Here is a 14274-nt window from a genome sequence, read left to right as displayed (position 1 = left end):
GTGGATGTATTGCATATGAAAACCCTGAAAAACTGGTCCGTCGATAAGCAGTCGGCCAACCATCTGGAACTGCTGGTGGATAACCAGCACCGCCTGTGCCTGTATGTGCTGGAAGAGAACCTGTTCCGCGTACTGATCAAACGTAAAGGTGAACTGGCGCTGGACCGCACATGGAGCATCGCTCCGGAAGAAGATGTGCCGTGGGAAGGCCGTCGTCGCGACGATCTGAGCGGCTTCACCTGCCCTGCCTGGACGCTAAGCCAGCAGGATGAGGGACTGACAATTGCTACCGAACAGCTGCGTGTGACCGTTCATCAGCCGCTGTGGCTGGAGTGGCATTATCGCAATGACGCTGGTGAGTGGCAGCCGCTGGTCAATGACCGTCCGACCAGCGCCTATCTGCTGAACGCTCACGGTGACGGGGTGGCACACTACCTGAGCCGTCGCAAGGACGAGCGTTTTTACGGCCTGGGTGAGAAAGCGGGCGACCTGCAGCGCAACGGTAAGCGCTTCGAGATGCGCAACCTCGACGCCATGGGCTACAACGCGGCCAGCACCGACCCGCTGTATAAACACATCCCGTTTACCCTTACCCGCCGCGATGACGTGAGTTACGGCCTGTTCTACGACAACCTGAGCAGCTGCTGGCTGGATCTGGGCAACGAAATTGATAACTACCACACCGCCTACCGTCGCTGGCAGGCGGAAGCGGGTGATATCGATTACTACCTCTTTACCGGCAAACGGGTGCTGGATGTCACCAAAGCCTTTGTACGCCTGACCGGGAAAACGCTGTTCGGGCCGAAATGGAGCCTGGGCTACAGCGGGTCGACCATGCACTACACCGACGCGCCGGACGCGCAGAATCAGCTGATGAATTTTATTCGCCTGTGCGAAGAGCATGCGATCCCGTGCGACTCGTTCCAGCTCTCATCGGGTTATACCTCAATCAACGGCAAGCGCTATGTCTTTAACTGGAACTACGACAAAGTGCCGCAACCGAAGGTGATGACCCAGGCATTCCACGACGCGGGGCTGCGGCTGGCGGCAAACATCAAGCCGTGCCTGCTGCAGGACCACCCGCGCTATAGCGAAGTGGCGGAAAACGGCCTGTTCATTCGTGATTCAGAAACCGACGCACCAGAACGCTCCAGCTTCTGGGATGACGAAGGTTCCCACCTCGACTTTACCAACCCGCAGACGGTGAAATGGTGGCAGGAAGGGGTCACCACGCAGCTGCTGGAGATGGGGATCGACTCCACCTGGAACGATAACAACGAATACGAAGTGTGGGACGGCGAAGCGCGCTGCCATGGTTTTGGCAAGGAGATCGCCATCAAACACATCCGCCCGGTGATGCCGCTGCTGATGATGCGCGCCTCGCTGGAAGCGCAGCAGCGGTTTGCCCCGGAAAAGCGCCCGTATCTGATCTCCCGTTCCGGCTGCGCCGGGATGCAACGTTACGTTCAGACCTGGAGCGGCGATAACCGCACCAACTGGGACACCCTGCGCTATAACATCCGCATGGGGCTGGGTATGAGCCTGTCCGGGCTGTTTAACGTTGGTCATGACGTGGGCGGTTTTTCTGGCGACAAACCCGACGCCGAGCTGTTTGTCCGCTGGGTGCAGAACGGCGTGATGCACCCGCGTTTTACCATTCACTCGTGGAATGACGATCACACGGTAAACGAGCCGTGGATGTATCCGGGCGTCACCCCCGCTATTCGCGGTGCTATTGAGCTGCGCTATCGTCTGCTGCCGTATCTCTACACCCTGCTCTGGCAGGCACATGCCGATGACGAACCGATGCTGCGCCCAACCTTCCTCGACCACGAACACGATGCGCAGACCTTTGAAGAGTGCGACGAGTTCCTGCTGGGCCGGGACCTGCTGGTGGCAAGCGTGGTGGAGGCCGGACAGCGCGAGCGCCGTCTCTGGCTGCCGGATAACGAAACCGGCTGGTACGATTTTTACACCCACGCGTGGTACGCGGGCGGGCAGTGGATCGCTCTGGATGCACCGCTGGAAAAACTGCCGCTGCTGGTGCGCGCCGGTGCCGGTCTGCCGCTCAGCGAACGCATCACTCACGTCAGCGCGGAAAAAGACGACACCCGCGAACTGAAGCTGTTCCCGGTCAAAGGCGTGAGTACCAGCACCGGTCTGCTGTTTGAAGATGACGGTGAAAGCTGGGGCTATCAGAACGGCAATGCGCTGTGGGTAGAGTGGGAAATGGTGTGCGATGGGGCAACCATCAATTTGAAGATCACTGCGCGCGGAGATTATCGTCCGGCGTGGAAAGCACTGAAGGTGTCATTACCGGCGGGGGAAAAACGCAGGCTGCTGGTGAATGGGATTGAAGGGAGTGAGTGGGTGATGTAGTGCGGCCTGATGCCCTCACCCTAACCCTCTCCCACAGGGAGAGGGAACAGAACGTAGGCCGGGTAAGGCGAAGCCGCCACCCGGCTTTTTTTTAGTTCTCGATACCTTTGCTGCGCAGATAATCTTCATAGTTACCGGTGAAGTCCACCACGCGCTCTGGCGTAATTTCAATCACGCGGGTTGCCAGCGAGCTGACGAACTCACGGTCGTGAGAGACGAAGATCAGGGTGCCCTGGTACATCTCCAGCGCCATGTTCAGCGATTCAATAGATTCCATATCCAGGTGGTTGGTCGGTTCGTCCATCACCAGAATGTTCGGTTTTTCCATCATCAGCTTGCCGAACAGCATACGGCCCTTCTCTCCACCGGAGAGCACTTTGGCAGGCTTCTTGATGTCGTCCTGGCTGAACAGCAGACGCCCCAGAATACTGCGCACCGCCTGCTCATCGTCGCCTTCCTGCTTCCACTGGCTCATCCAGTCGAAGACGGTCAGGTCGTTTTCAAATTCATATTCATGATCCTGCGCGTAATAACCAATTTGCGCGTTTTCGGACCATTTCACGCTCCCGTTGTCCGGCTGCAGTTCGCCGACCAGGGTTTTCAGCATGGTGGATTTACCCACGCCGTTGGCACCCAGAATGGCGATCTTCTCGCCCACTTCCAGCAGCAGGTTGAAGTTTTTAAACAGCGGGCCTTCATCAAAACCTTTGGTAAGGGCTTCCACTTCCAGCGCATTACGGAACAGTTTCTTGTCCTGCTCGAAACGGATGAACGGGTTCTGACGGCTGGAAGCTTTAACCTCTTCCAGTTTGATTTTGTCAATCTGGCGGGCCCGCGATGTTGCCTGACGGGATTTAGAGGCGTTGGCGCTAAAGCGGCTGACGAAGGATTGCAGGTCCGCAATCTGCGCTTTCTTCTTGGCGTTATCCGCCAGCAGACGTTCACGCGCCTGGGTGGCCGCCGTCATGTATTCGTCGTAGTTGCCCGGGTAAACACGCAGCTCACCGTAATCCAGATCCGCCATGTGCGTACACACCATGTTCAGGAAGTGACGGTCGTGCGAGATGATGATCATGGTGCTGTCGCGGTCGTTGAGCGTCTGCTCCAGCCAGCGGATGGTGTCGATGTCCAGGTTGTTCGTCGGTTCATCGAGAAGCAGAATGTCCGGGTTAGAGAACAGTGCCTGCGCCAGCAGCACACGCAGCTTCCAGCCGGGTGCCACTTCGCTCATCGGGCCGTAATGCTGTTCGACCGGAATGCCCACGCCCAGCAGCAGCTCGCCCGCACGCGCTTCTGCAGAATAACCGTCCATTTCGCCGTATTGCGTCTCCAGATCGGCCACTTTGTAGCCATCTTCTTCGCTCATTTCGGCCAGAGCGTAGATACGGTCGCGCTCCTGCTTCACTTCCCACAGCTCCGCGTGCCCCATGATCACGGTGTCGAGCACGGTGAACTCTTCAAAGGCGAACTGATCCTGACGCAGTTTACCGATGCGCTCGTTGGGATCGAGCGACACGTTGCCGAGCGTCGGCTCCAGGTCACCGCCGAGGATCTTCATAAAGGTGGATTTACCGCTACCGTTGGCACCAATCAGGCCGTAACGGTTGCCGCCGCCAAATTTGACGGAAATGTTTTCGAACAGCGGCTTACTGCCAAACTGCATAGTGACGTTGCTGGTAACTAACACGGGGAGATTCCTGCGAAAAGTGTGATAAACACGGCATTATGCCACAATTCCGAATTGAGATCCTGTGTTGCGACGCTCCGCTAAACTTTAACAAAATCGAAAAAAATGTGATTTCGTACACATCTGAATTCCCTGTTAGCGGGAATGCACATATAATGCGCTCCCATCACAGATTCAGACTTATCAACTCACGCCTGAATGGCTTAGATACCTCGCACAACATGAACATGAAATTAACAACGCTTTTTGCGGCGGCGTTAGCCGTAGTAGGTTTTTGCAAAACCGCTTCTGCGGTGACTTATCCGCTGCCGACAGACGGTAGCCGTCTGGTGGGTCAAAACCAGGTGGTGACGGTGCCTGAGGGTAACACTCAGCCGCTGGAGTATTTCGCAGCACAGTACCAGTTGGGCCTGTCTAACATGCTGGAAGCGAACCCGGGCGTTGACCCATACCTGCCAAAAGCAGGTACCGTTCTCAACATCCCTCAGCAGCTGATCCTGCCGGATACCGTTCATGAAGGTATCGTGATTAACAGCGCGGAGATGCGTCTGTATTACTATCCGAAAGGCACCAACACGGTAATCGTGCTGCCAATCGGTATCGGTCAGCTGGGTAAAGATACCCCGCTGAACTGGACCACCAAAGTTGAACGTAAGAAAGCAGGCCCAACCTGGACCCCAACGGCGAAAATGCACGCGGAATACATCGCGGCAGGTGAACCGCTGCCAGCCGTGGTTCCGGCAGGCCCGGATAACCCAATGGGTCTGTACGCCCTGTACATCGGCCGCCTGTACGCCATCCACGGTACCAACGCTAACTTCGGTATCGGCCTGCGCGTAAGCCACGGCTGCGTGCGTCTGCGTAACGACGACATCAAATTCCTGTTCGAAAACGTGCCGGTAGGTACCCGCGTCCAGTTCATCAACGAACCGGTTAAAGCGACCTCTGAGCCGGATGGCAGCCGTTACATTGAAGTGCACAACCCGCTGTCCACCAGCGAAGACCAGATCAACAATAACGAAATCGTGCCGATTACGCTGACCAGCGCGGTGCAGTCCGTGACCTCTCAGCCGGACGTGGAAACGACTATCGTTGACCAGGCTGTGCAGAACCGTTCCGGTATGCCGGTGCGTTTGAACTAATCGCGATACAGCGAAAAAAGCGGGCTTCGATGCCCGCTTTTTTTTATCCGTTATTCACAATCACAATCCCGCCGTGGTCGTAACGATAATGACAGTGCGCATACTCCAGCGGTGTGCCATCTTCCAGATAGATCACCTGCTCCACCTCCAGCACCGGGTCGCTCTCCTCGCAGACCAGATGCTGCATATCCAGCGCATTCGGCTTTAGCGCCCGCACCACGCGGTACGATCCCATGATTTTCAGCCCCAGCGTCTCCTGCACATAGCGAAACACCGAGCTTTCAAGATGGCTTTTGTTCAGCCCGGGCACCAGGTTGAGCGGCATTACGGTCGCGTCCAGCGACATGGGCTCACCATTAAGCAAACGCAGACGAATGAAGTCATAGACCGGCGTATCGGCATTGATCATCAGCGAGGCCTGCTCTTTTTCGTTCGGGAAGCGCAGTTCAAAATGCACCACCTGGCTCGTCACCGTGCCCAGATGCTCCCAGGTTTTGGTCGCGCCAAAGTAGTCGCTGCCGGAGAGATCCCACTGCGACAGCTGAAGGAAGTTTTTGCGGATGAACGTCCCCTGCCCCTGACGGGTATATACCAGCCCTTCAACGATCAGCTGACGCATGGCCTGCTGAATGGTCATCCGGCTGGTATTGAACTCCGCCGCCAGCGCAAACTGGTCCGGCAGCGGTTCATTGGCGGCATACTGCTGGCTGATGATGCGTTTTTTGATTTCACGCGCTATGGTGATGTACTTCGCCGCCATCGTCCTTCCTTCTGTTTAATGTTCTATCCCGCTGTTTTTCAACGCCACTCGCTCGGCAATTTTGAGGAAAGGCAGGTAGAAGAATACACCAAATACGATGATTGCCAACTGCACCACCACCGCCCGCCAGTCCCCCGCGGTTGCCAGCCAGGCGCTCAGAATTGGCGGCGTGGTCCACGGGATCATCACCACGCAGCGCGACATTAATCCCAGCGTGGTGCAGAGCCAGGCGAAGTAAATGCCAATGGCGGGCAACAGGACAAACGGGATCATTAAAGGCAGGTTAAACACGATCGGCAGGCCGAAAATTACCGGCTCGTTGATGTTGAACAGACCCGGCGCCAGCGACAGACGTGCCACCTGTTTCGCCGATTGTTGCCGCGAGAAGATAAAAATGGCGATCAGCAGTGAAATGGTGCTACCGGTACCGCCCACCATGCCAAAGGTCGGCACGAAGATGTTGTTGATGATATGCGGGATCGGCTGGCCGTTGGCAAAGGCCAGCATGTTCTCATTGGTATTAATCAACAGGAACGGCTCCAGCACCACGCTGTTGACTACCGACTGATGAATACCCAGCGTGAAGAGGAAGTTACCAAAGCTGTAGATAAAAATCGTCCCCGGCAGGCTGGTATTGATGAGCCGCAGCGGCTGCTGGATAAAGGTGGTGATCAGGTGAATCAGATCCGTATGCAATACGTTCGCCAGCAGCGCGGCCAGAACGGCAAACAGTGAGAGCGTCAGGATGGTCGGGATCAGGGCGCTAAAAGATTTACTGACCGCCGGCGGCACGTTTTCCCCCAGTGATATTTGCAGCGCCTTGAGCCGCGAGATGGCGATAAACAGCTCCGTGGAGAGCAAGCCAATCAGCACCCCGGCGAAAATCCCGGTCGAGCCAATGTTGGCGAAGGTCAGCACCTGGGTGACATTCACCGTGGTGTCGCTGCCGACGGGCGTGAGCTGCAGACGCATCGGCATCATGATAATAAAGCTGCTGACAGCGATAACCACTGCCGAGACCGGATTGTCGAAATCCTTGTTGCGCGCCAGCGACCAGGCAATCATCGGCGCCAGCAGCAGCGCGGCGATATTCAGCGTGCCATTGATGATCGCCTCGCCCCATACCTTGAAGTGCGTGAGCGTGTCGCCGTCAAAAATCCATGGGAACACCACATTGTTCACCAGTACCGCCAGTCCGGCGAGGATGAAAATCGGCATCACCGTGGCGAAGGCATCGCGCAGGGAGCGAAGATGCACCTGGTTTGCCAGGCGCGCCGAGAACTCAACAAATTTATCGACAAAGGACTGCATATGCGGTGTGATTTTTGTTTCAGACATAGCGGATAGTTCCCATCAATCAGTCACAAAAACGGCCCGGCAGCGTACGGCTTACATCTCGCGTCCGTTGGTATGGATAACCTGTTTTAACCACGCGTAGCTCTTCTTCGGCACGCGTTTCAGGTCTTTAAGGTCGTGGTTTTCACGGTTGACGTAGACCACGCCGTAGCGCTTACGCATGTCGCCCTGGGAGCTCAGAATGTCGATCAGACCCCAGCCGAGATACCCCATTACCTCTGCGCCATCCTCGAACATGGCGGCTTTCATGGCCTCGATATGCGCCCGGTGATAGTCGATGCGGTAGGTATCCTCAATCGGGTTCACGCCATCCCAGGATTCAATCACGCCAATGCCGTTTTCAATCGGGAACACCGGCATGCGCCAGTCGTTGGCGTAGCGGGTGATGATGGTGCGAAAACCGAGCGGATCGATCTGCCAGTTCCATTCGGTGGCTTTCAGGTACGGGTTATTTTTATCGCCGTACAGCAGGTAATTGTTCACCGGGGTTCCCTGCGGAATGGCATCGCTGTCCAGCGTTTTACTGGCGTAGTAGCTGAAGGCCATAAAGTCGTTTTGGGTTCTTGCGAACAGCGCCAGATCCTCGGCACGGTAGATATCGCCAAACCCTTCCTGCTCCACCACCGCCATCACCGCCGGGCTATAGCCCTGACCAGCAAAGACGCGCAGCAGGTTCTGGTTGAGAAATTCGTCGTACTGCTGGGCGCAGAAGATATCGCGCGGTTTGCAGGTGGCCGGGTAAACCAGCTGGTGTGCCAGCATACCGCCCATCAGCTGACCCGGTTTTGTCTGGTGCAGGTATTCGGTCAGCGTCATGTGCGCCACCATGGTGTGATGCTGCAACTCGTAGAGCTCGCGCAGGGTTTTCTCACCTTTCATGTAGCCGGAAATACGAAACGCTTCCGGCATATGGAAGATGTTCTGTTCGTTGAAGGTCAGCCAGTACTTCACACGGTCGCCGAAGCAGTCGATCATCTTTTTGCCATAGCGGATAAAGGCATCCATGACGCGACGATCGTTAAAGCCGTTGTACTCCTGCGCCAGCGCCAGCGGCATATCGAAGTGATAAAGGCAGATCATCGGCTCGATACCGCGGGTGATGAGATCGTTAATAAAGCGGTCGTAAAAGGCGATGCCTTCATCATTGAACTCGCCGTCGCCCTGCGGACAGACCCGGCTCCAGGAGATTTGAAAGCGGTAGCAGTTCATGCCCAGATCCTGCATCAGGTCGAAATCTTCCCGGTAGCGGTGATAGGAATCGGTCGCCACTTTCCAGTCGGAGATGTTTTCCCCCGCTTCGCGAATGTCGTACACCGACATCCCCTTCCCGCCCTCATTCCATGCCCCTTCCGTCTGCATGCTGGATACCGAGTTGCCCCATAAAAAGTTGGCTGGCAGTGATTGATTCATGGTCTCTCCCTATATGACTAGTCATTTAAATTTCATGACTAGTCATATAGGCGAAGATGTAAAAGCGATCAAAGAGGAGGATCGAATTTTGTGAGCAGAGCGGGAAAAAAAGCCCCGGTGAGCGGTGCGCCACCGGGGAAAGGACGGTTATTGCTGTGCGAGCTGATTACGACGATATTCCCCCTGCCGCTCCAGCATCCAGCCCGGATATTCGCGCGGCAGTGCGCTGACGGCATCAAGCTGTTTCAGCTCGTCTTCACTTAAACGGATCCCCGTTGCGGCGATGTTGTCATCCAGTTGATCGACGCGTTTGGCACCAATAATGACGCTGGTCACCACCTTCTGATGCAGCAGCCACGCCAGGGCGATTTGCGCGACGGAGACGCCTTTGCTTTCGGCAATAGTGCGCATCACATCCACACAGTCGAAGGCGCGCTCTTTTTCCACCGGCGGGAAGTCAAACTCCAGACGACGACCACCGGCTTCACTCTGCCCGTCGCGGCCATATTTCCCGCTCAAGAGGCCACCCGCCAGCGGGCTCCAGACCATCAGCCCGACGCCTTCGCTCTGCATCATTGGCACCAGTTCGCGCTCCAGATCACGTCCGGCGATGGTGTAATAGGCCTGCAGCGACGCGAAACGGGCCAGACCCAGTCGCTCGGAAATGCCCAGCGCTTTAGCAATCTGCCACGCGGCCCAGTTTGAGACACCTATGTAGCGCACGTGCCCATGCTGCACCAGGTTATCCAGGGCATAAAGCATCTCTTCCATCGGCGTTGCGGGGTCGAAACCGTGAAGCTGGTAGAGATCGATATGGTCGAGCTGCATACGGCGCAGGCTCTCTTTCACGCTGCTGATAATGTGATAGCGTGAGCTGCCGCGTGAGTTCACCCCCGCCGTGCCCGTTTCGCCAAACACTTTGGTGGCAACCACCACGTTTTCGCGCGGAATTTTCAGGTTCTTGAGTGCCTGGCCGGTGATCTCCTCCGAGCGGCCTTCGGAATAGACGTTCGCGGTGTCGATGAAGTTGATCCCGGCATCCAGCGCACGGCCCACCAGCTGCTCGGCTTCACTTTGCTGCAGCTGGCCAATCTTGCCCCACATGCCACCTTCACCGCCGAAGGTCATGGTGCCAAGGCACAGTTCAGAAACAAACAGACCGGTATTGCCCAGTTTTTGATAACGCATAAGATAGTCCTCACATGTCGTTTGATGGGTGCCTGATAGTTATACCCGCCCCCTGGCCAATGCGAATGTGGCGTTCCTGTCCGTTTCTTGCCCAATCCTCTGAATATTATCCGCGCGGGGCATCGCCAAAGACGGCGTAATCCGGTAACTGCACCTGCTGATAGGGCTCCCAGCCGCCGCCCAGCGCCTTATAGAGCGCCACCAGATCGAGCGCGCTTTGCACCTGCGCCTGGGCACGTTGCTGCTCGGCCTGTGCCAGCTGCCGTTGGGCGTCGAGCACGTCGATAAAGCTGGCAATCCCCTGCCGGTAGCTATCGCTGGCCAAGTCGAAGGCGTTTTGCAGCGCATCGATGGTCTTCGCCAGACCCGCTTCACGCTGCTGATCGGTGCGGTAACTCACCAGCGCATTCTCAACATCCCCCAGCGCAGTCAGTACCGTCTGGCGATAATCCAGCACCGCCGCCCCCTGTTGCGCACGCGCCACTTTCACGCTGGAGACCAGTCTTCCGCCCTGGAAGATGGGAATGGAGACCTGCGGACCAAAACTGTAGAAGTGGCTGCTCCAGTCGGTGAGCCAGTTGGATTCGCTGTTACGCAGGCCAAACTGCCCGGAAAGGGTAAAGCTCGGGAACAGCTCGGCCACCGACACGCCAATTTGCGCTGTGGCGGCATGGAGATTCGCTTCCGCTTCTCGCACGTCCGGACGACGCCGCGCCAGCGTGGATGGAATACCCGTTTGCACGATATCCGGCAGCGCAGGCATCGGCTGGGCGGACTGCAGTTCCGCATCCAACGCCCCCGGCGGCTTGCCGAGCAGGATCGCCAGGCCGTTCATCGCCTGCCGCTCCTGCGCCTGGTATTGCGGCAGTTGTGCTTCAAGGTTGCCCAGTTGCGCCCGCGCATTTTCTACGTCCATCTGCGGAGACAGCCCGCCCCGCTGGCGACTTTCGGTCAGATCCAGCGTTTGCTGCGCACTTTTAATCTGGGTGTTCAGCGTGGCAATAATGCTCTGCGCCCCGCGCAGCTGGAGCCAGGCGCGCGCCACTTCGGCTTCAAGGGAGACCAGCGCGTCGTTACGCTGCTCAATAGCGGCTTTCTGCTGCGCTTCAGCAGCTTCAACCTGACGGCGAACTTTTCCCCAGAGATCAATCTCCCACTGGGCGTCGAAACTGCCCTGATAGAGGTTGATCGGCTGCGTCAGCGGTCCTAACGCACCCCTGAGTTCCGGATCGACGTTATCAAGCTGGTCGTAGACCCCATGAGACTTTAGCTCACCTTCCAGGCCGAGCTGCTGGCGCGTCGCCTGCAGATTGCCGTTGACCGACGGATAAAACGCCCCGCCCGCCTGGTTAATCTGTTCGCGCGCACCAGCGATGCGCAGCACCGTTTGTTGCAGGGACAAATTGCCGGCGATGGCGCGTTCAATCAGACTGTCGAGCTGCGGCGAGCCGAACGTTTTCCACCAGCGCGGGTTAGTCGCAGCGGAGGTGGTTTGTGATTTCACCGTGCTGTCGCCTTTATCGTTCCAGTGCGTGACGGCAGGCGGTGCAGGCGGCTGGTAATCCGGCCCCACGGCGCAACCTGCCAGCAGCATCATTATCATCAGGGGGTGTAAACGTCTGTGTATCATCAATGTGCTCCTGCACTCCCCTCGCTCTTAACCGGCGAGAGCAACAAACAAAACGGAATCAGGACCAGCGCCACCACGCTCAGAATGGTGAATACGTCGCTATAGGCCAGGAAGCGCGACTGCTCAATCATGGTCTGGTACATGCGCCCGGTGGCAATGCCGGTCGGGTCGCCGACCTGAGTGGTAAAGTTCTGGATCGCCTGCGCGCTTTCGCGGATCGCCTGCTGGAACTGCTCGTTAAACGGCGAGGCGTGGTACGCAAGGTGCGCGCTATGGGCCTGCGAGCGCTCGGTGATGGCCGCCGTGGAAAGCGATATGCCAATCGAGCCCGCAACGTTACGGAACATGGTGAACAGCGCTGCGGCATCCGCGTTCAGCCGCCTCGGGATAGAAATAAACGCAATGGTGGTCAGCGGGACAAACAGGAACCCCAGCCCAATCGACTGGGCGCTGCGGAACAGCACCAGCGTTTCGAAGTCGATATCCGGGGTGAGCGTGCGCGACCAGAAGAACGACACAGCCAGACAGGTAAAGCCAAAGGCGATGATCCAGCGCGTCTGCACCACCGGCATCAGCTTCAGGACCAGCGGGATGGTCAATACAATCAACACTGCGCCGGGCGACAGCACCAGCCCGGACCAGGTGGCGGTATAGCCCAGATCCTGCTGCGCCAGCTGCGGGATCACCACCGAGCTGCCGTAAAGGATCATCGCCATCCCCGCCATCAGCAGGCTGGAGATGGTAAAGTTGCGGTCCTTCATGCAGTGCAGATCAACAACCGGTTTTTTGGCATACATCAGCCAGTAAATGGCGCCAATGATGCCGACCAGCGTTAACACCGCAAAGGTGCGAATAAAGTTCGAGTAGAACCAGTCATCATCCTCGCCCCGGTCGAGCATCACCTGCAGACAGCCGAGGCCAAGCGCGATCAGGCCGATCCCCGTCCAGTCGATAGTCAGCTTCTCTTTAGCTTTGCTCTCCCAGGGTGGATCTTCCAGCAGCTGGTAGATCGCCAGCACCGTCACTATCCCCACCGGGATGTTGATAAAGAACACCCAGCGCCAGGAGTAGTTGTCAGTGATCCAGCCCCCGAGCGTCGGGCCGAGTACCGGCGCAACGATAATGGCGATGGAGGAGAGACCAAACGCTTTGCCCCTGTCTTCCGGTTTAAAGTAGTCAAGCAGCACCGACTGCTGCGTGGGCTGCAGGCCGCCGCCAAAAAAGCCCTGCATCACACGGAACAAGATGATTTGCCACAGCTCGGTGGCGATCCCGCACAGGAACGAGCAGACGGTAAACATCACGATGCAAATCAGGAAGAACTGCTTGCGGCCAAACACCCGGCTGAGAAACGCCGAGATGGGCAGGACGATGCCGTTAGCCACCAGGTAGCTGGTTAACACCCAGGTGGACTCGTCATAGCTGGACGAGAGCGAGCCCGCCACATGCGGCAGCGCCACGTTGACAATGGTGGTGTCGAGGATCTCCATAAACACCGCCAGCGTAACGACAATCGCCACCGCCCACGGATTGCTGGCGGGCTTCCAGTTGTCGTGGCTGTGATCCGTCATTCCACGGTGACCTTCGGTTCTACCGACAGCCCCAGCGGCAGCGGTTTGTTCGGATCCAGCCCTTTATCAATCACAATTTTCACCGGCACGCGCTGGACAATTTTAACAAAGTTGCCGGTGGCGTTTTCCGACGGGAACGCCGAGAAACGCGAGCCGCTGCCCTGCTGGATACTGTCGACATGGCCTTCAAGCGCCATATCTGGCCAGGCATCGACGGAGACGTCCACTTTATCGCCCGGCTTCATGCGCTCAAGCTGAGACTCTTTAAAGTTGGCCACCACCCAGACGTTGGGTGAGACCAGCGAGAACAGCGCCGTGCCCGCCTGCACCAGCGTACCCGGCTGCACGTTGCGCTTAGTGACAAACCCGTCGAACGGGGCGCGAACTTCGGTGTAAGAGAGGTTGAGGTTAGCGGTTTCCAGCTGCGCTTTAGCCTGATCGACCTGGCGCTCACGCGCTTCGACGTTGGTCTCCTGCTGGCGGATTTGCAGCTGTACCTGCTCCGCCACTTCCAGCTGGGCCTGCGCACTTGCCAGAGCGGCCTGTGCACTTCGCAGCTGGGCGTTGGCGGAATCAATGCTTTGTTGGGTGGTGGCACGCGGATCGACCCCGCGCTGGCGGCGATACTCCGCCTGCGCGTTGGCGAGGTCTGCCTGCGCTTTCAGCACCTGCGCTTTGGCTTCGTCGCGCTGGGCGGGGTATTGCACTTTCGAGAGCGCCAGCTGTGCCTGGGCCTGATGCAGCTGCGCAATAGCCAGGCCAAGCTGGGCCTGAGCCTGATCGCGCTGGGCGGTGGTATCACGCGGATCGATAACCACCAGCAGATCGCCCTTTTTCACGCGCTGGTTATCACGCACATGTAGCGCCGTGACATAACCCGCCGTTTTAGGGGCAATCGTCACCACATCGCCGTCGGTAAAGGCGTCGTCAGTTGTCTCTTCGTTACGGGTTAAAAACCACCAGACCAGCGCCACGATGACCATCACCACCACGACAATGCCGAGGATAATTAACGGTTTTTTGCCCGGACGCTTACGCTCATTATTGTTTTTGTCCTGCTCGTCAGCAGGCGGGTTTTGTTCTTCAGCCATAGTTCAGCAACGGTCCTGTCAGTGAGCGGCATCACACTATGCCGTTCACTAAAGCTAGGA

At 57.5% G+C, this 14274-nt stretch carries 10 protein-coding genes; 2 read left to right on the top strand and 8 right to left on the bottom strand.

Annotation, left to right across the window (positions count from 1 at the left end; translation table 11 throughout):
• Positions 1–15 precede the first annotated feature (15 nt).
• A complete protein-coding gene (locus AX755_RS12835) occupies positions 16–2379 on the top strand; it encodes a glycoside hydrolase family 31 protein (protein WP_062856869.1) in 2364 nt (787 codons plus the stop codon).
• Between the two features lie 91 nt (positions 2380–2470).
• On the opposite strand, the gene AX755_RS12830 is transcribed toward AX755_RS12835, so the two are convergent.
• Positions 2471–4066 carry an ABC-F family ATPase gene (locus tag AX755_RS12830; protein WP_013097447.1) on the bottom strand — a complete coding sequence of 532 codons (1596 nt, stop codon included), beginning with the start codon at positions 4064–4066 and terminating at the stop codon, positions 2471–2473.
• 221 nt (positions 4067–4287) lie between these two features.
• On the opposite strand from AX755_RS12830, the gene ldtB reads away from it, so the two are divergent.
• Positions 4288–5208, top strand: a complete 921-nt coding sequence (gene ldtB / locus AX755_RS12825; RefSeq protein WP_020689864.1) for a L,D-transpeptidase — start codon at positions 4288–4290, stop codon at positions 5206–5208.
• Between the two features lie 43 nt (positions 5209–5251).
• Here ldtB and AX755_RS12820 read toward each other — a convergent pair whose 3' ends face one another.
• The 7 genes from AX755_RS12820 to AX755_RS12790 all read right to left on the bottom strand — a co-directional run bounded on the left by AX755_RS12820 (position 5252) and on the right by AX755_RS12790 (position 14214).
• On the bottom strand, positions 5252–5968 hold the full coding sequence (locus AX755_RS12820; protein WP_013097449.1) for a GntR family transcriptional regulator: 717 nt from the start codon (positions 5966–5968) through the stop codon (positions 5252–5254).
• A gap of 15 nt (positions 5969–5983) precedes the next feature.
• On the bottom strand, positions 5984–7306 hold the full coding sequence (locus AX755_RS12815; RefSeq protein WP_038418970.1) for a PTS sugar transporter subunit IIC: 1323 nt from the start codon (positions 7304–7306) through the stop codon (positions 5984–5986).
• 51 nt (positions 7307–7357) lie between these two features.
• Positions 7358–8734, bottom strand: coding sequence for a glycoside hydrolase family 1 protein (locus AX755_RS12810; RefSeq protein ID WP_062856868.1), 1377 nt, complete (start codon positions 8732–8734; stop codon positions 7358–7360).
• Between the two features lie 147 nt (positions 8735–8881).
• The gene (locus AX755_RS12805; protein WP_040020693.1) at positions 8882–9922 is read right to left on the bottom strand and encodes an aldo/keto reductase; all 1041 of its coding nucleotides are present in this window, start codon (positions 9920–9922) and stop codon (positions 8882–8884) included.
• A gap of 106 nt (positions 9923–10028) precedes the next feature.
• The gene (locus AX755_RS12800; RefSeq protein WP_038984969.1) at positions 10029–11552 is read right to left on the bottom strand and encodes an efflux transporter outer membrane subunit; all 1524 of its coding nucleotides are present in this window, start codon (positions 11550–11552) and stop codon (positions 10029–10031) included.
• On the bottom strand, positions 11552–13123 hold the full coding sequence (locus AX755_RS12795; RefSeq protein ID WP_062856867.1) for a DHA2 family efflux MFS transporter permease subunit: 1572 nt from the start codon (positions 13121–13123) through the stop codon (positions 11552–11554). The genes AX755_RS12800 and AX755_RS12795 overlap by 1 nt, the downstream gene beginning before the upstream one ends.
• Entirely contained in the window at positions 13120–14214 is a 1095-nt protein-coding gene (locus AX755_RS12790; RefSeq protein ID WP_062856866.1) for an HlyD family secretion protein, read from the bottom strand. The genes AX755_RS12795 and AX755_RS12790 overlap by 4 nt, the downstream gene beginning before the upstream one ends.
• Between the last annotated feature and the right edge of the window lie 60 nt (positions 14215–14274).

Source organism: Enterobacter sp. SENG-6 (genome assembly GCF_001605945.1).
Lineage (GTDB): Bacteria > Pseudomonadota > Gammaproteobacteria > Enterobacterales > Enterobacteriaceae > Enterobacter > Enterobacter cloacae.
This window is presented reverse-complemented; position numbering and strand designations above follow the sequence as displayed.